The following is a 16,734-nucleotide window of genomic DNA, read 5'->3' as shown; positions in this document are numbered from 1 at the left end:
AACTCCCTATTTTTCTACTTATCTAAGCCTAATTCTGCCAAGATTTGACGTTTGTAGGCAATCTTTTGGACTTCCTTGTCCTCATCTTCAGACCAATCTAGTTTAATTTCTGAAACAATCTGCCCAGGGCGATTTTTCAAGATATAGATGCGGTCGCTGAGACTAAGGGCCTCCTCGATACTATGCGTGATGATCAAGGTTGTTAGCTGCAACTGCTTGTGAATCTCAAGGTACCAAGCGTGTAGTTCCATCTTGGTCATCTCATCCAAGGCGCTAAAGGCTTCATCTAAGAGAAAGAGTTTGTGACCGAAAAGATAGGTACGAAGCAAAGCCACACGCTGGCGCATCCCACCACTGAGTTCATGAGGGTATTTATCTCTTACAGCTGTCAACTGGAAGGTCGCAAGAATTTCATCTGCGCGAGCAATAGCTTCCGCCTTATCCACCTTTTGAATCAAGAGGGGCAAAATGATATTACCAAGCACCGTCTTGTGCTCCAAGAGCAGATCCTTTTGCAACATATAACTCACGCGCCCCTTGGGATTCTCCTCCCCATCAAGGATAATTCTCCCTGACTGAACTTCTAAAATCCCAGCGATCAGATTAAAGAGGGTGGTCTTCCCAACACCACTTGGACCTAAGATAGAAACCACTTCACCTGAAATCACCTTCAGGTTGATGTCTTCTAAAATCCTCTCCTGACCATAGGCATAACTGACGTGTTCTAGTCTAATTTCTGTCATTATTTCACAAATTCATTGGTAAAGCCTTTGTCTGTCAAGTCTTCTTTGAGGATACCATTTTCTTTGTCCCATTTGTAGAAGGCATTCCAGCGAGCTGCGTCAAATTGCCCCCATTTTTCCTTGTCGCTTGCGTATTCTTTTGACAAGTATTTTTGAGATTCGATGACAAAGTCACGTTTTTCCTTGAGTTCAGGTGCATTTTTGATGAGGATATCAGCTGCTTCTTCTGGATGCTCCATGGCATATTGGTAACCTTTTTTGATAGCTTGGATAACTTTGCGAGCTTCTTCTTTGTTGTCTTTCAAATAATCGTTGTTAGCAATGATGACTGGTGAGTAGTAGTCAAATTCTTTAACGTAGTCTTTCAAATACATGAAGTTAGCATCTACACCTTGAGATTTAGCAAGGATACCATCCCATCCATAGTAGATCCAAGCAGTGTCAAATACTCCATTAGCAATTGGTGTGATCGAATTTGAGTCGTTGTTTGGTACTTTTTCAACTTTATCAAAATCTCCACCTTGTGATTCTACCAAGGTTTTCAACATAGCAAGTTCAGTTGGGTCATTCCAAGTTCCGTATTTCTTACCAACCAAGTCTTTTGGACTAGCTACATTGTCAGATTTACGAGAGATGATTCCTGATGTATTGTGCTCAACAATAGCTGCAACGGCAGTAATTCCTGCTCCTTTTTCCAATTTTTTAGCCATATAGTCTTGGAAATACACTGCAAATGGTGCCTTACCGTTAATAACCAAGTCAGAAGAACTTTCTTCTGGTGGCAATTTCAAATCAACATCCACTCCAGCTTCCTTGAAGTAGCCTTTTTCCTTAGCCACATAAAGCCCTGTGTGGTTGGTATTTGGTGTCCAGTCTAGGATAAAGTCAATCTTCTTGAGTTCTGCCTCTTTGTTGTCTTTAGAAGCAGTTCCTTGACCACAAGCTACAAGTATAACAGCTACAAGAGCTGTCACAAGCGTTAAAAACACTTTCCATGTTTTTTTCATTTTGATTTCCTCTTTTCTTTTTGAAACATTCTAATTCTACGAACGTTTCCATTTAATAACATATTTCTCGCTGATATCGACCAACTTCATACCGAGAAGACTGATAATCGATACCAGAATAATAATCGCGAACATGGTATCATACTGAAACAGTTTCTTGGACTGAATCATGTAGACACCTAGTCCTTCAAAGCCTCCCAACCACTCAGATACCACTGTTGTGATAAAGGCGTAGGAGACACTGACCCTCAGACCTGCATAAAAGTAAGGCAGGCTGACTGGAATTTTAAAATGCCATAGGATTTGCCAAGGCTTGGCCCGCATCAGACTAAACAAGGTCAGCATATCCTTGTCACAATGCCTAAAACCGTCCAAAATGCTGACGATGATGGGGAAAGTTGTCGTCAAGATAATCAAGACAATCTTGGGCAAAATCCCATAACCGAGCCACAAGACCAGGATAGGAGCTATGGCAATAGTCGGAATGGTCTGAACAACCACCATCATAGGGTAAATCAGGTCATTGAGCCAAGTCAAACTATCCATGAGCACAGCCATGAGACAGGCAATCAGAATTCCCAAAATTAGGCCTAGCAAAGCCACTCTCAAGGTCGCCCAGCTATGGTGCCAGAGAAATTCTCTATCACGAACAAAGGACAGGAGAATTTCAAGAGGGGTCGGCAGGATAAACTTGGGGAGAAGTTTAAGAAAACCTGCTAACTGCCAGATTGACAAGACTCCTAGAAAGCCCAATAGACTAATGTGTCGTCTCAGTATACTTTTCAAGTTTCTCATCAATACTTAAAATCTCTCCTACATTTATTTTGACATTGGCAAAGACATTGTCTGCCTCCTGCCCTGCCACTGCTAGCGCTTCTTTTAGAATGCGCATAAGCTCATCAAACTCCCCTTCCAAGACCGTTTCAAATGGTGTCACCACCATAGTCACTTCTTGAGCTTTCAGATAGGCAATGACCTGATCGATAACAGCAATCCGATTAATCCCCTGTGATAGGGGTAAAATTTGCAAGGCGATGCTTGCTTTCATAAGAACCTCCTCTTTTCGTTTTCCTTTGACAAAAAGAAAAACCTTTGCCATATATGGAAAAGATCAAGATTAGACTAAGTATCGTTCCCTACGCTGGCATTACCCAGATCAGGTGCGGTCGAAGCTTAACGCTTCCTCTCAGACTGTACACAGACTCCCATATATTATATGGACATATGATAGCTCAAAACAAAAAAAATGTCAAGGAAACTGCTTACAGAAAAAGTAGGAAAAATTTCCTACTCCCATTTTCTATACTCGTTCTCCATCACTGTTTACTCTGTAGCCATCCACCGTCGTATTAACAGCTAAGGCGCCTGAAGAGTAAGAATAATACCACTTACCAGATACTTGGTACCAGCCCGTTTTCATTGCACCTGAACTATCCAAATAATACCACAGACCATTTTCCTTTAACCAGCCTGTCTGCATTTCACCAGATGATTTCAAATAATACCAGCTAGAACCATCTTTCAGCCAGCCTGTTGATTTAGACCCATTTGATTTGAAATGATACCAACTACCATTTATTTTCTTCCAACCGACAGTTGAACTGTTATTGGATCCATAGTTAGAGCTATTTCCTGATTGATTCTGATAATTCTGTGAAGAGGTTACTCCCTCTAGCTGGATATAACGACGACTTCCGTTATAAGCCGTATAACTCAACCACTTGTACCCATCTTTTTCGAGAATTTGATCATAATGAACATTCTCCCCAGGATAATAGTAATCAATCGCAGTTGCTCTAGCTAGAGGCTGATTTTTGATAGCAGCCTTAGTTTTAAAATAATGTGTTCCTCCTGTTGAAACTGAGGATTGACTATTCCCAACACTGCCACCAGCTAAATCTTTAAAATGAATAAAACCAGTCATAGTATTCGCCTTCACGACGCGCTTATTGTAAGATTCCCTTATTCCATAATTGTATTCTTCAATCTCAATCTCATCTCCTATTACATTTGACACCCAGGCAACATGACCATAAGTTCCTACAGTCGACCAAGCAATGGAGCCAATCGCTGGTCTATTATCTACACGATAGCCTTCACGACGAGCACGATAGCCCCATTCATTCGCATTCCCATAAGCAGCCGGAATCTCAAAACCATTGACATTACTCAAACGAAAGGCTGCAAAAGAAGTACATTGACGAGAATACATGCGCCACTTGTCAATTTCCTGACTGCCATTTTTATAATAAGCAGGATAATCATCCCCACGCGCAATCGATCCATTTCCTCCGGAATAGGCATATACACTATTACCCGCTGCTAACATCAATCCTACTACTAAAAAGGGAACAACCTTTTTAGCTGATTTTCTGAAAGAAAACCTTGTCTCTGCTACTTTAAATGGTGAAATTTTCATTCTTCCTCCTTGAAAAATAATATAAATCGAAGATTACCTTCACTTAAACTATTCGGAGAAAAAAAGAAAAAGTGAGAAAATTTCTCACTTTAGTCAAGATAATGAATCAAATTCTTTTCTGTAAGGATATCTGAGTAAGTAAAGGATTCAACGTAAACATTAGCTTGTTTATCTCCTTCAACGTTCCCAAATTCAACGATAAATAGGGATGGATAAACCTCAATTAGCTTACCCAATCTGTTTTTTTGGCGCTTACGACCATTCTCCAAAGTCATTTCTACGACTTGTCCCTCATGTGCCTTGATTTCTTCTTTGATTTTTTTCATCTTGGCTACATCTGTAAATGCATCTGACATCTTATGCCTCCCTCTTTGAGATACTTGAAAATTTATTGTATTCTTTTTGGAAAATTAATTCCACCGTTCCACGAGCTCCACTACGGTTTTTCTCGATAATAACTTCTACCTTATTATTCGGTATGCCTTCCTCTTCTTCACCACCACGCTCATAGTAGTCGTCGCGATAAAGAAAGGCTACGATATCAGCGTCCTGCTCAATAGACCCAGATTCACGAATATCAGACAAGACCGGTCTCTTATCCTGACGTTGTTCTACACCACGAGAAAGCTGACTTAGAGCGATTACTGGAACCTTCAGTTCCTTAGCTAAAATTTTCAACTGACGTGAAATTTCCGAAACCTCTTGTTGACGATTTTCCCGACCAGTTCCCGTGATAAGCTGCAAATAGTCTATTAAAATCAAACCAAGATTTCCAGTTTCTTGAGCCAGTTTACGAGAACGAGAACGAATCTCTGTAATCCGAATCCCTGGCGTATCATCGATATAGATACTTGCATTAGCTAGATTCCCTTGAGCAATGGTATATTTTTGCCACTCCTCATCAGTCAATTGACCCGTACGGATAGAATGCGATTCCACCAAACCTTCCGCCGCCAACATACGATCCACTAGACTTTCCGCACCCATTTCCAGTGAAAAAATAGCAACCGTTTTATCCAATTTAGTCCCAATATTCTGAGCAATATTCAAGGCAAAGGCCGTCTTACCAACCGCCGGACGGGCTGCTAGGATAATCAACTCCTCCTCATGAAGTCCAGTCGTCATATGATCCAAGTCACGATAACCTGTCGCAATACCTGTAATATCGGTCGTTTGTTGCGAGCGAGCTTCCAGATTTCCAAAGTTGATATTCAACACATCTCGAATGTTCTTAAATCCACTTCGATTTGCATTTTCACTGACATCAATCAGGCCTTTTTCTGCCTGAGCAATGATTTCATCAGCTGGTTGCGAAGCCTCGTAAGCTTGATTGACAGACTCTGTCAACTTGGCGATTAATCGACGTAGCATGGCCTTCTCTGCAACAATCTTAGCATAGTACTCCGCATTAGCAGAAGTTGGCACAGAATTGACAATCTCAACTAGGTAAGAAAGACCACCAATATTCTGTAAATCACCTTGATTATCAAGAATGGTACGAACCGTTGTTGCATCTATAGCATCGCCACGATCGGATAAATCGACCATAGCTTGGAAAATCAAACGATGGGCATACTTAAAAAAGTCCCGAGACTCAATATATTCTCGCACAAAAACAAGCTTACTCTCGTCAATAAAGATAGCCCCTAAAACGGATTGCTCAGCTAAGATATCTTGAGGTTGTACTCGTAACTCTTCTACTTCTGCCATCAGACTTCCCTTCCTTTTACAATCTTGTCAAGAAAGTGTAAATTTACCCTTCTTTCACACGAAGATTGATTACGCTTGTGATATCTTGATAGATTTTCACTGGCACATCAATCAAACCAACCGCCCGAATCGGAGCTTGCACTTGGATATGACGTTTATCAATCTTAATTCCAAATTGCTTTTGCAATTCTTCTGCAATCTTCTTATTGGTAATAGAACCAAAAGTACGGCCATCTGGACCAACTTTTTCAACAAATTCTACAACAGTTTCTTCTGCTTCAAGTTGGGCTTTAATTTCTTTTGCTTCTGCAATCATCTCAGCGTGAGCTTTCTCTTCAGATTTTTGTTTACCACGAAGTTCACCTACAGCTTGAGCAGTCGCTTCTTTGGCTAGATTCTTTTTGATAAGAAAGTTTTGCGCATACCCTGTTGGTACTTCCTTAATTTCGCCTTTTTTACCTTTTCCTTTAACATCCGCTAAAAAGATTACTTTCATTCTTCTTTCTCCTTTTCCTTTATTTCATTTAATACAATTTCTGTCAGTTTTTCACCTGCTTCTGACAAGGTTGAATCCTTAATTTGAGCTGCTGCCAAATTAAAGTGGCCTCCACCTCCCAGCTCTTCCATGATCCGTTGTACATTCAGTTTACTACGACTTCTAGCTGAGATAGAGATAAATCCTTGTGTATTCTTCGCAAGAACAAAACTCGCTTCAATACCTGACATAGCTAATAGGGCATCTGCTGCCTTACTAATAACAACTGTATCATAGCATTTCGAGTCCGTAGCCTCTGCTATCAATACATCTGAACCTAATTTACGCCCCTGTAAAATCAGTTCATTGACCTCACGATATTCTTCAAAATCTGTCGCAGCGATTTCTTGGATAGCAATACTATCACTTCCTCTCGTTCTGAGATAGCTAGCAACATCAAATGTCCGACTAGTCACTCGTGAGGTGAAATTTTTAGTATCCAACATCATACCAGCCATCAAAACACTGGCCTGCATACGACTCAAACGATTTTTCTTAGAATTCTGGAACTGAATCAATTCCGTTACCAACTCACTGGCACTACTTGCACCACTTTCGATATAAGTAATAACCGCATTATCTGGAAAATCCTGATCCCGTCTGTGGTGATCGATGACGATGGTTTGGGTAAATAAATCATAAAAATCTTTTGATAAAGTTAAGGCTGTCTTTGAATGGTCTACAAGAATCAACAAAGAACGATTGGTCACCATCCCCATTGCATCCTTAACAGACAACAACTTCGTAACTCCTTCTTTTTCTAAGAATGAAACAGCTCGTTCAATATCCGGCGACATTTGTTCTTCATCATAAAGAGCGTAGCTATTTTCAATCACATTGCTGGCAAATAACTGCATACCTACAGCAGAGCCAAGAGCATCCATATCTAGATTTTTGTGACCAACTACAAAAACCTGATCTACGCTCCGAATCTTATCTGAAATAGCCGTCATCATAGCACGCGTACGAGTCCGTGTACGTTTGATTGAGGCAGCAGATCCACCACCAAAATAAACTGGATTTTTCGTTTCGTTGTTTTCCTTGACAACCACCTGGTCGCCACCACGCACTTCAGCCAAGTTCAAATTGAGCAAAGCAACTTTCCCTATTTCATCATGATTTCCATCACCATAAGAAAACCCCATACTTAAGGTCAAAGGCAGCTGTCTCTGTTTCGCCTCTTCTCTGAAAGCATCGATAACCGAAAATTTATCATTCATCAATCCCTCAAGTACCGTGTAGTCCGTAAATAAATAGAAACGGTCCATACTCACTCGACGGGAGAACATGGCATGCTTCCCAGCAAATTCTGAAACAAAATTGGCTACAAAACTGTTAATATGACTGATATCAGACTCTGATGTTTCATCTTCTAAGTCATCATAGTTGTCAACGGAGACAATCCCAATAACAGGTCTACTCGTAACTAACTCGACAGTCGCTTCGTATTCTCCAGACACATCAAAAAAGTAAAGAACTCCAGATGCCTTGTCCATATGAACCGAATAGCGGGTCTCACCCAAGGTGGCATAAGAACCTGGATTCCCCACAGAAGCCTTGATAATAGTCTGAATTAAGGCTATATCAACCTCTCCCTCTTCATTAGTCAAAATCAATTCAGCGTAAGGATTGAACCATTCAACTTCACCTGACGATAAGTCTAGTTTAATAACTCCGACAGGCATCTGTTCTAACAAGGTTGTCAAACTATCTTCAGCTTGGTGGTTTACATACTGGATTTGTTCTACTTCACTCTTTGAGTAGTAGTCTCTCTGATGGATGAATAGTAAAATATATGAACCCAAAATAAGTAGCAAAAGAAATAGCGTTACCAGTGTATTCGTTACAAAAAAAAGTTGCACAGATAGCACTCCGAACGCCACTATTCCTAATATTAAGGGGAAAATAGGACTTACATAAAATTTTTTCATTCCAAACCTCTTGGCACCCATTATACCATAATAACCACCAAAAAGCGACTTTTTAAAAGTGTAATCAGTAATTCTACAAACTATAAGAAAAAGGAGGTTTACAGCTCAGTAAACCTACCTTTACACATATTGAAATTAAGATTCTTTAACTTCTAACAAACCAATTTCTCCATCTTCACGACGATAAATCACATTGGTTGTTTGATCTTCAACATCCACATAGATAAAGAAATCATGTCCCAACAAATCCATCTGTAGAATAGCTTCTTCCAAATCCATTGGTTTTAAATCAATTTGTTTTGAACGAACAACTCTAGACTGGACAACATTTGTATCTTCCACCAAAGCATCTGTAAATAATTGACTAGTTGCCACCTTATTTTTATTTTTACGCTCGATTTTTGTTTTATTTTTACGAATCTGACGTTCAATTTTATCGGTTACAAGGTCAATTGATCCATACATATCTTGGGATACATCTTCTGCACGAAGAGTAATTGAGCCAAGTGGAATTGTCACTTCCACTTTAGCAGTTTTTTCACGATACACCTTCAAGTTAACTCGAGCATCCAACTCTTGTTCAGCTTGAAAATACTTTTCGATCTTTTCGAGTTTAGAAACTACATAATCACGAATTGCTTCTGTTACTTCTAGGTTTTCACCACGGATACTATATTTAATCATATGAGTACCTTCTTTCTAAACATTTTTGTTTTTCTAATTTCATTATAACGCTTTCATTTTATTTTTGCAAATTTTTTCCTCATCTTACAAGGGAAAATGTTTTTACATCCTCAGCACCTGCCTCTTCCAACAGTTTCTTCACACGATTTATAGTTGTTCCTGTAGTATAAATATCATCTATAAGTAGGATTTTCTTAGGAATGCTGACTCCACTTTTAATAAAGAAAGGAAGTTCTGTCGTCAAGCGTTCTGAGCGACTTTTAGAAGAACTAGCTCTCTCTTCTCTTTTCTCTAATAAATCCAGATACTTGAAACCTGCTGCTTCAACTAAACCTTCAACCTGATTAAATCCTCTGTCAAGCAATCTTTCAGGACTTAGGGGAATTACAACAAATTGATAGTCTTTGTACTTTTTCAACCCCTCACTTAAAAATGAAGCGAAAATTTTTCTTAAAAGGAAGTCTCCATCAAACTTATATCGACTAAAAAAATCTTTCATAGCTTGATTGTAAGTAAAAATCGCTCTATGGGAGACCTCAATTCCCTCTTTACACCAAAATTGACAGTCTTGACACTTTGTTGACAAGCCTGTTTTCATACAATTTGGACAGTTTTCTTCTCCAATCCTCTCAAAAGTAGAGTCACAGTCTGAACAAAGACAAGACTCATCATTCTTCAGAAGTAAGAGACTACTAAAAGTTAAAACAGTCTTCATAGTCTGCCCACATAACAAACACTTCATAAGCCTGCCTCCTTATTCATCTGCTGAATTTCCTTAATTGCCTTCTTGATTGAAACATTTAACCCGTCATGAAAGAAAAGCAAATCTCCTGTCGGTCTATCCATGCTTCGTCCAACTCGTCCACCAATCTGAATCAAACTAGACTTGGTAAACAGACGATGGTTGGCTTCCACTACGAAAACATCCACGAAAGGGAAGGTAACTCCACGTTCCAATATTGTCGTACTAATAAGTATTGTCAGTTCTCCATCTCGAAAAGCTTGTACTTGCTCTAATCGATCTTCTGTTACGGAAGACACAAAACCAATTTTCTCATTTGGAAATTGCTCCTGTAATATTTCCTTTAACTGCTCCCCTTTCTTAATTTCTGATGCAAAAATGAGTAACGGATAAGCTGTCTTTCTCTGTTTCTCAATATAAGTCTTTAACTTTGGTGACAAACGACTCTTATCCAAATAGCGATTAAAATCAGATAACCAAACTGGTTTAGGAATAATCAATGGATTCCCATGGAATCGTCTAGGCAAGCTCAGTCTTTTTAATTCTCCTAAACGGACTTTCCTATCTAATTCATCTGTCGAAGTCGCTGTTAAAAAGATTCTCAGTCCATTTTCCTTTACACTATTCTTGACAGCGTGGTAAAGCGTGGGATTGTCAACATAAGGAAAAGCATCTACTTCATCCACTATCAGCAAATCAAAAGCTTGATAAAACTTCAATAACTGATGGGTCGTCGCAACAACTAATGGTGTTCGAAAATACGGCTCTGATTCTCCGTGTAGAAGGGCTATCTCGCAAGCAAAATCATCTTGCAATCGCTTATATAGCTCCAAACAAACATCTATGCGAGGACTAGCCAAACAAACTGCACCACCCCTATTAATTACCTTAGCCACAACTTGATAAATCATTTCTGTCTTTCCAGCCCCTGTCACCGCATGAACTAAAGTTGGTTCTTGCTTGTCTACTGCTTGAATCAGTCCCTCTGACACCTTCTCTTGAAAAGGAGTTAATTGACCACGCCATTTAAGAACATCCTGTTTAGGAAAATCCTCCTGCGGAAAATAGTATAAAGCTTGATCACTCCTGACTCGCTTCATCAGCAAGCACTCTCGACAATAGTAAGCACCAACGAGCAAATACCATTCCTCTAGAATAATACTATTACAACGTTGACAAAAAAGTTTCCCCTTCTCCTTTCTCATTGCTGGAAGTTTCTCTGCCAACTGACGTTCCTCTTTAGTTAATTCATTCTCAGTAAACAAACGACCGAGATAATTTGGATTTACTTTCATACTTCTTTATTCGTAAAAACCTAGCGCTTTAGATGATTTTTTAGTACAATTAAATCATGGAATTTAGAACAATTAAAGAGGACGGACAAGTCCAAGAAGAAATCAAAAAATCCCGCTTTATCTGTCATGCCAAGCGTGTTTATAGCGAAGATGAGGCTCGTGACTTCATTACTACCATCAAGAAAGAGCACTACAAAGCTACGCATAACTGCTCTGCATTTATTATTGGGGAACGTAGTGAAATTAAACGTACAAGTGATGATGGTGAGCCCAGTGGTACTGCTGGCGTTCCCATGCTAGGGGTACTAGAAAATCACAACCTCACCAATGTCTGTATGGTAGTGACACGCTACTTTGGTGGCATTAAACTAGGCGCTGGAGGACTGATTCGTGCTTACGCTGGCAGTGTTGCCTTAGCTGTCAAAGAAATTGGCATCATTGAAATAAAGGAACAGGCGGGCATTGCTATTCAAATGTCTTACGCTCAGTACCAAGAATATAATAACTTCCTTAAAGAACATAATCTCATGGAGCTGGATACAAACTTTACAGATCAAGTCGATACGATGATTTATGTTGATAAAGAAGAAAAAGAAAATATTAAAGCTTCACTTGTAGAGTTTTTTTATGGAAAAGTCACTTTAACTGATCAAGGTTTACGCGAAGTTGAATTTCCTGTAAACTTAGTGTAAAAAAAGGAGAAAATATGGCATTTGGAAAATTCATTCAAGGACTCGCTGGTAACTTTAACGAGTAAAACAAAGAAACTCTTATCAAAGAATATGGACAATATTTACTAGAAAATGAAGAAATTCAAAGTGGATATAAACTGATTCGTGACTCAATTATATTTACAAATATCCGTATTATCTTTACAGATAAACAAGGCGCTACCGGTCGTAAGATGTCTATTAAATCAATCTTTTTGATGAACATTGTTAACGTTGAAATGGAAACTGCTGGAGCAGGTATAGATGATAGTGAAATTACTATTACTTATTTAGAAAATGTCTTTCTAAAAGCACATAATGAGCATTTTAGTGCTCATAAATTTGAATTCCCTAAGAAAACAGATATCGTTCCACTTTACACCTATTTACTAGAATTAGCTTATCACAATCGCTTGAAAATTAATGGCTTAGACCTGTGATATAAAAAAATCCTATCACTTCGATAGGATTTCTATATTTTACAAATGGTATAGTTAGCGTTATACTAGAAATATCTTATACAAAGAGGTATTCATATGTCTATTTATAACAACATTACTGAATTAATCGGTAAAACTCCGATTGTTAAACTCAACAACATCGTGCCAGAAGGGGCTGCGGACGTCTATGTAAAGCTTGAAGCATTCAACCCTGGTTCTTCTGTAAAAGATCGTATTGCTCTTAGCATGATTGAAAAAGCTGAACAAGACGGTATTCTGAAACCGGGTGCTACCATTGTTGAAGCAACAAGTGGAAACACTGGTATTGGACTTTCATGGGTAGGTGCTGCTAAAGGGTATAAAGTCGTCATCGTTATGCCTGAAACTATGAGTGTGGAACGACGTAAGATTATCCAAGCCTATGGTGCTGAACTCGTCCTCACTCCTGGTAGCGAAGGAATGAAAGGTGCTATTGCCAAGGCCCAAGAAATCGCTGCTGAACGTGATGGTTTCCTTCCTCTTCAGTTTGACAATCCAGCTAATCCAGAAGTACACGAAAGAACAACAGGAGCTGAGATACTAGCTGCTTTCGGTAAAGATGGATTAGATGCCTTTGTTGCTGGAGTTGGTACCGGTGGAACAATTTCTGGTGTTTCCCATGCACTCAAATCAGCAAATTCTAACATTCAAGTTTTTGCAGTAGAAGCAGACGAATCTGCTATTCTATCTGGTGAAAAACCTGGACCACACAAAATTCAAGGTATCTCAGCTGGATTTATTCCTGATACACTGGATACTAAAGCCTATGATGGTATCGTTCGTGTAACATCAGACGATGCTCTCGCACTTGGACGTGAAATTGGTGGAAAAGAAGGCTTCCTTGTTGGTATTTCTTCAGCTGCAGCTATCTATGGAGCCATTGAAGTTGCCAAAAAATTAGGTACAGGTAAGAAAGTTCTTGCTCTAGCACCAGATAACGGCGAACGTTATTTGTCTACAGCACTATATGAATTTGAAGTGTAGTCTCCTAAATACACTTAGCCCTTATTATAGGGCTTTTTATTTATACCTTAAAAATAGGAACATCTCCCTATATGCATCGACTGCATAGAAAAAAGGAAGCAAATTTGCTTCCTTTTAATTATTAATTATTCAAGGCTGCTGCCATTGTAGCTGCAACTTCAGCTTCGAAGTCGTTTGCAGCTTTTTCGATACCTTCACCAACTTCAAAGCGAGCGAACTCAACTACTGAAGCGTTAACTGATTCAAGGTATGCTTCAACTGTCTTGCTGTCATCCATGATGTAAACTTGTGCAAGAAGTGTGTAAGCTTGGTCAACTTTAGTGTTGTCAAGCATGAAGCGATCCATTTTACCTGGGATAATTTTATCCCAGATTTTTTCTGGTTTGCCTTCTGCAGCCAATTCAGCTTTGATATCAGCTTCAGCTTGCGCAATTACTTCATCAGTCAATTGAGCTTTTGACCCATACTTCAAGTGTGGAAGAGCTGGTTTGTTAACCATTGCACGGCTTTCGTTGTCTTGGTCGATAACGTGGTTCAATTGTGCCAACTCATCTTTAACGAATTGCTCATCCAATTCTTTATAAGAAAGAACTGTTGGTTTCATCGCTGCGATGTGCATTGACAATTGTTTAGCAAGTGCTTCGTCTCCACCTTCAACAACTGAAATAACACCGATACGTCCACCGTTATGTTGGTATGCTCCAAAGTGTTGTGCATCTGTTTTTTCAATCAATGCAAAACGACGGAATGAGATTTTTTCTCCGATAGTTGCTGTTGCAGATACGTATGCAGCTTCAAGAGTTTCACCTGAAGGCATTGTCAAAGCAAGAGCTTCTTCATTGTTAGCAGGTTTTCCTTCAGCAATAACTTTAGCTGTAGTATTTACCAATTCAACGAATTGAGCATTTTTAGCAACGAAGTCAGTTTCAGCGTTTACTTCGATAACTGCTGCAACATTACCGTTAACGTAAACACCAGTCAAACCTTCTGCAGCAACACGGTCAGCTTTCTTAGCTGCCTTAGCCATACCTTTTTCACGAAGCAATTCAATCGCTTTTTCGATGTCACCGTCTGTTTCTACAAGCGCTTTTTTAGCGTCCATAACTCCGGCACCAGATTTTTCACGCAACTCTTTTACAAGTTTAGCTGTAATTTCTGCCATTTTGATTCTCCTATATTTTTTAAAAATAGGAGAGCCGGGCTAAGCCCCGCCCTCCTAGGTAATTACTATTTATATGAATTAAGCGTTGTCGCCTTCTACAACTTCAACGATTTCTTCGATTGAATCTGCTTGAGCTTCAGAAGCTGCAAATTCTGCTTCAACTGCTGCTGCATCTTCACCTTGACGTCCTTCGATGATAGCATCAGCCAACTTAGCTGTGATCAATTTAACAGCGCGGATAGCGTCATCGTTAGCTGGGATGATTACATCGATATCATCTGGATCAGTGTTTGTGTCAACCATCGCTACAACTGGGATTCCCAATTTTTTAGCTTCTTTAACAGCAATTTGCTCTTTATGTGGGTCAACTACGTACATAACATCTGGGATACGAGGCATATCTTCGATACCACCCAAGAATTTTTCAAGACGTGCACGTTGTTTATTAAGAAGTGCAACTTCTTTCTTAGGAAGAACTTCGAAAGTTCCATCTTCTTCCATACGTTTGATTTCTTTCAAACGAGCGATACGTTTTTGGATTGTTCCCCAGTTTGTAAGAGTTCCACCCAACCAACGGTGGTTGATGAAGTATTGACCTGAACGTACTGCTTCTTCAGCAACTGCATCAGCTGCTTGTTTCTTAGTACCAACGAACAATACAACTGCATCGTTAGCTGCTGCATCACGCATGAAGTCGTATGCTTGGTCAGCGTATTTTACAGTTTGTTGCAAGTCGATAACGTGGATTCCGTTACGCTCAGTGAAGATGTACTTAGCCATCTTAGGGTTCCAGCGACGAGTTTGGTGACCAAAGTGTACACCAGCCTCAAGAAGTTGTTTCATTGAAATTACTGCCATGAGTATTTCTCCTTTTTGTTTTTTTCCTCTTCTTGACTTCAACTCGCAAAACGACCCAAAGGCAACTGTTTCACAATTCATCAAGAATGAGTATTATCGTTCACACGACAAGTTTCATTTTACCATACTTTTTCAATATTTTCAAGCTGTTTTAGTAGATTTTTAAAGTAAGTTAACTATATAAATCATAAAAGAGACTCGAATAGAGCCTCTTCGTTTCATTCATTAGTTTGGATAGATATATGTTACAAAACCTTCTGAAGTTGTAGTAGGATTGAACCATCCACGTTTATTTCCGATTGTACGATTTCCACCATAGTTTGATTCAGATACTTGGATACTTGTTGATGATGAAACAGCTGTAACTACTGCTACGTGTCCATATCCACCGTCATTCCAACATGCAATCGCGCCAACTTGAGGTGTAGATCCTGTACGGAATCCTGCTGCAGCTGCACTTGTAGCCCACTGTGCTCCATTACCCCAGTAGTCTCCAGCCCAAGGGGCCAAGGTTTTAGCTCCCCATGTACACTCACCAGTTGGATAACTTGAAGCATTTGTACTGTATGTTGGACGATGTTTTACTGATGCAGGTGCGTAACTTGAAGATGATTCAGATGAGCTAGATACTGCTTGAACTTCTGCTGTAAAAGTTGTATTTCCAGAAGCAACGACTGTTTGTTGTTGACTTGCTTGTTTAGCTTTATAAGCAGCTTCTGCTTCTGCAGCTGCTTTAGCTTCCGCTTCCGCTGCTGCTTTTTTCTCAAGTAAACTTGCTTTTTCATCCTCTGCAGTAGCCTTTTCAGCAGCAAGATTCAATTCGGCAGCTTTCAACTCTGCTTGTTTTGTAGTTAATGTTTGAGCATCATCAGCTAGTTTTTGCTGATTTGCAATAACTGTATTGATAGCATCATTATTTGCTACTTGTTTTTCAGAAATAGCTTTTTTATCTGCTTTTTGTTGTTCCAACATCTTGTTGTTTGCAGATACGATCTCACTCATTGCAGCAACACGTGAGATAGCTTCTGTAATTGATTTTGAATTTACAATTGTATTGATGTAGTTAGTTGCAGCTCCATTTGTTTGAGCGCTACGAGCTTGTTTTTGCAATGAATCATTACGAGATACAATATTCTTAGAAAGTTCTGTAATTTCACCCTCAAGCTTTTTAGATTCTGCTTGTAGTCTATCATTTTCAGATTGCAAGTTTGATTGCTCTGTTTGAATAGCAGATACTTGCTCCTGAATTTGATCAACTTGTTTTTGAGCTTCTTGTTGTTGTGCTGTTAAGTTACTAATTTTATTATCTTGAGCAGCAATTTTGTCATCAGTAGTTTCTGCATGCGCAGTTGTTAAAACAGCTACTTGAGAAACCATTACTGTACTTAGTAAAAGTGACGCTAAGATTTTTTTCTTCATATTGCGTAGATACTCCTTCTTTTAAAGACATTACTAGTATACCAAAAAAAGGCCTA

The 16,734-nt window shown here is 39.3% G+C and carries 17 protein-coding genes, 1 pseudogene and 1 riboswitch; of the genes and pseudogenes, 3 read left to right on the top strand and 15 right to left on the bottom strand.

Annotated features, from left to right (window positions below; genetic code table 11):
* Positions 1 to 14: 14 nt before the first annotated feature.
* The 12 genes from N8O43_RS05415 to N8O43_RS05360 form a co-directional block, all read right to left on the bottom strand.
* Positions 15 to 743, bottom strand: a complete 729-nt coding sequence (locus tag N8O43_RS05415; protein ID WP_261089673.1) for an ABC transporter ATP-binding protein — start codon at positions 741 to 743, stop codon at positions 15 to 17.
* Positions 743 to 1,750, bottom strand: coding sequence for an ABC transporter substrate-binding protein (locus tag N8O43_RS05410; protein WP_261089672.1), 1,008 nt, complete (start codon positions 1,748 to 1,750; stop codon positions 743 to 745). The genes N8O43_RS05415 and N8O43_RS05410 overlap by 1 nt, the downstream gene beginning before the upstream one ends.
* A 36-nt stretch (positions 1,751 to 1,786) precedes the next feature.
* A complete protein-coding gene (locus N8O43_RS05405) occupies positions 1,787 to 2,545 on the bottom strand; it encodes an ABC transporter permease (RefSeq protein ID WP_261089671.1) in 759 nt (252 codons plus the stop codon).
* Positions 2,508 to 2,798 (bottom strand): thiamine-binding protein, encoded by a 291-nt coding sequence (locus tag N8O43_RS05400; protein WP_261089670.1) that lies wholly within the window; start codon positions 2,796 to 2,798, stop codon positions 2,508 to 2,510. Before N8O43_RS05400 ends, N8O43_RS05405 begins: the two co-directional genes overlap by 38 nt.
* A gap of 68 nt (positions 2,799 to 2,866) precedes the next feature.
* Positions 2,867 to 2,969, bottom strand: a riboswitch (TPP riboswitch).
* A gap of 81 nt (positions 2,970 to 3,050) precedes the next feature.
* Positions 3,051 to 4,169, bottom strand: a complete 1,119-nt coding sequence (gene cbpD, locus N8O43_RS05395) for a choline binding-anchored murein hydrolase CbpD (RefSeq protein WP_261089669.1) — start codon at positions 4,167 to 4,169, stop codon at positions 3,051 to 3,053.
* Between the two features lie 89 nt (positions 4,170 to 4,258).
* Positions 4,259 to 4,525, bottom strand: coding sequence for a Veg family protein (locus tag N8O43_RS05390; RefSeq protein WP_001278169.1), 267 nt, complete (start codon positions 4,523 to 4,525; stop codon positions 4,259 to 4,261).
* Position 4,526: 1 nt separating this feature from the next.
* Positions 4,527 to 5,879: a replicative DNA helicase gene (dnaB, locus tag N8O43_RS05385; RefSeq protein ID WP_120770774.1), complete on the bottom strand. Its 1,353-nt coding sequence runs from the start codon at positions 5,877 to 5,879 to the stop codon at positions 4,527 to 4,529.
* 43 nt (positions 5,880 to 5,922) lie between these two features.
* The gene (rplI, locus tag N8O43_RS05380) at positions 5,923 to 6,375 is read right to left on the bottom strand and encodes a 50S ribosomal protein L9 (RefSeq protein WP_261089668.1); all 453 of its coding nucleotides are present in this window, start codon (positions 6,373 to 6,375) and stop codon (positions 5,923 to 5,925) included.
* The gene (locus tag N8O43_RS05375; protein WP_261089667.1) at positions 6,372 to 8,345 is read right to left on the bottom strand and encodes a DHH family phosphoesterase; all 1,974 of its coding nucleotides are present in this window, start codon (positions 8,343 to 8,345) and stop codon (positions 6,372 to 6,374) included. The genes rplI and N8O43_RS05375 overlap by 4 nt, the downstream gene beginning before the upstream one ends.
* A 135-nt stretch (positions 8,346 to 8,480) precedes the next feature.
* Complete coding sequence (gene hpf / locus N8O43_RS05370) at positions 8,481 to 9,029, bottom strand: ribosome hibernation-promoting factor, HPF/YfiA family (protein ID WP_004255322.1); 549 nt, start codon at positions 9,027 to 9,029, stop codon at positions 8,481 to 8,483.
* A 79-nt stretch (positions 9,030 to 9,108) separates the two neighbouring features.
* Positions 9,109 to 9,771 (bottom strand): ComF family protein, encoded by a 663-nt coding sequence (locus N8O43_RS05365; protein ID WP_261009195.1) that lies wholly within the window; start codon positions 9,769 to 9,771, stop codon positions 9,109 to 9,111.
* The gene (locus N8O43_RS05360; RefSeq protein WP_261009194.1) at positions 9,768 to 11,066 is read right to left on the bottom strand and encodes an ATP-dependent helicase ComFA; all 1,299 of its coding nucleotides are present in this window, start codon (positions 11,064 to 11,066) and stop codon (positions 9,768 to 9,770) included. Before N8O43_RS05360 ends, N8O43_RS05365 begins: the two co-directional genes overlap by 4 nt.
* A 56-nt stretch (positions 11,067 to 11,122) precedes the next feature.
* Between N8O43_RS05360 and N8O43_RS05355 the strand changes: the two genes are divergently transcribed.
* From N8O43_RS05355 to cysK, 3 genes and pseudogenes are all read left to right on the top strand, one after another.
* Positions 11,123 to 11,758 carry a YigZ family protein gene (locus N8O43_RS05355; protein ID WP_261089666.1) on the top strand — a complete coding sequence of 212 codons (636 nt, stop codon included), beginning with the start codon at positions 11,123 to 11,125 and terminating at the stop codon, positions 11,756 to 11,758.
* Between the two features lie 14 nt (positions 11,759 to 11,772).
* Positions 11,773 to 12,216 (top strand): annotated as a pseudogene (locus N8O43_RS05350) (PH domain-containing protein).
* Positions 12,217 to 12,312: 96 nt separating this feature from the next.
* Complete coding sequence (gene cysK / locus N8O43_RS05345; RefSeq protein ID WP_261089664.1) at positions 12,313 to 13,239, top strand: cysteine synthase A; 927 nt, start codon at positions 12,313 to 12,315, stop codon at positions 13,237 to 13,239.
* Between the two features lie 121 nt (positions 13,240 to 13,360).
* Here the strand turns inward: cysK and tsf are convergent, their stop codons facing one another.
* From tsf to pcsB, 3 genes are all read right to left on the bottom strand, one after another.
* A complete protein-coding gene (gene tsf / locus N8O43_RS05340; RefSeq protein WP_033682512.1) occupies positions 13,361 to 14,401 on the bottom strand; it encodes a translation elongation factor Ts in 1,041 nt (346 codons plus the stop codon).
* A 78-nt stretch (positions 14,402 to 14,479) separates the two neighbouring features.
* Complete coding sequence (rpsB, locus tag N8O43_RS05335) at positions 14,480 to 15,259, bottom strand: 30S ribosomal protein S2 (RefSeq protein WP_000268459.1); 780 nt, start codon at positions 15,257 to 15,259, stop codon at positions 14,480 to 14,482.
* Positions 15,260 to 15,484: 225 nt separating this feature from the next.
* Entirely contained in the window at positions 15,485 to 16,678 is a 1,194-nt protein-coding gene (gene pcsB, locus N8O43_RS05330) for a peptidoglycan hydrolase PcsB (protein ID WP_084930567.1), read from the bottom strand.
* Between the last annotated feature and the right edge of the window lie 56 nt (positions 16,679 to 16,734).

Source organism: Streptococcus mitis, from assembly GCF_946190335.1.
GTDB lineage: Bacteria > Bacillota > Bacilli > Lactobacillales > Streptococcaceae > Streptococcus > Streptococcus mitis_CH.
The sequence above is the reverse complement of the archived record's forward strand: the minus strand, read 5'-3'. Positions and strand labels throughout refer to the sequence as shown.

Coding starts and splice junctions, on each gene's coding strand:
- N8O43_RS05365 (WP_261009195.1), bottom strand. CDS start 9,771: ATGAAGTGTTTGTTATGTGGGCAGACTATGAAGACTGTTTTAACTTTT.
- rpsB (WP_000268459.1), bottom strand. CDS start 15,259: ATGGCAGTAATTTCAATGAAACAACTTCTTGAGGCTGGTGTACACTTT.
- dnaB (WP_120770774.1), bottom strand. CDS start 5,879: ATGGCAGAAGTAGAAGAGTTACGAGTACAACCTCAAGATATCTTAGCT.
- rplI (WP_261089668.1), bottom strand. CDS start 6,375: ATGAAAGTAATCTTTTTAGCGGATGTTAAAGGAAAAGGTAAAAAAGGC.
- N8O43_RS05400 (WP_261089670.1), bottom strand. CDS start 2,798: ATGAAAGCAAGCATCGCCTTGCAAATTTTACCCCTATCACAGGGGATT.
- hpf (WP_004255322.1), bottom strand. CDS start 9,029: ATGATTAAATATAGTATCCGTGGTGAAAACCTAGAAGTAACAGAAGCA.
- N8O43_RS05375 (WP_261089667.1), bottom strand. CDS start 8,345: ATGAAAAAATTTTATGTAAGTCCTATTTTCCCCTTAATATTAGGAATA.
- N8O43_RS05390 (WP_001278169.1), bottom strand. CDS start 4,525: ATGTCAGATGCATTTACAGATGTAGCCAAGATGAAAAAAATCAAAGAA.
- pcsB (WP_084930567.1), bottom strand. CDS start 16,678: ATGAAGAAAAAAATCTTAGCGTCACTTTTACTAAGTACAGTAATGGTT.
- tsf (WP_033682512.1), bottom strand. CDS start 14,401: ATGGCAGAAATTACAGCTAAACTTGTAAAAGAGTTGCGTGAAAAATCT.
- N8O43_RS05355 (WP_261089666.1), top strand. CDS start 11,123: ATGGAATTTAGAACAATTAAAGAGGACGGACAAGTCCAAGAAGAAATC.
- cbpD (WP_261089669.1), bottom strand. CDS start 4,169: ATGAAAATTTCACCATTTAAAGTAGCAGAGACAAGGTTTTCTTTCAGA.
- N8O43_RS05405 (WP_261089671.1), bottom strand. CDS start 2,545: ATGAGAAACTTGAAAAGTATACTGAGACGACACATTAGTCTATTGGGC.
- N8O43_RS05360 (WP_261009194.1), bottom strand. CDS start 11,066: ATGAAAGTAAATCCAAATTATCTCGGTCGTTTGTTTACTGAGAATGAA.
- N8O43_RS05415 (WP_261089673.1), bottom strand. CDS start 743: ATGACAGAAATTAGACTAGAACACGTCAGTTATGCCTATGGTCAGGAG.
- cysK (WP_261089664.1), top strand. CDS start 12,313: ATGTCTATTTATAACAACATTACTGAATTAATCGGTAAAACTCCGATT.
- N8O43_RS05410 (WP_261089672.1), bottom strand. CDS start 1,750: ATGAAAAAAACATGGAAAGTGTTTTTAACGCTTGTGACAGCTCTTGTA.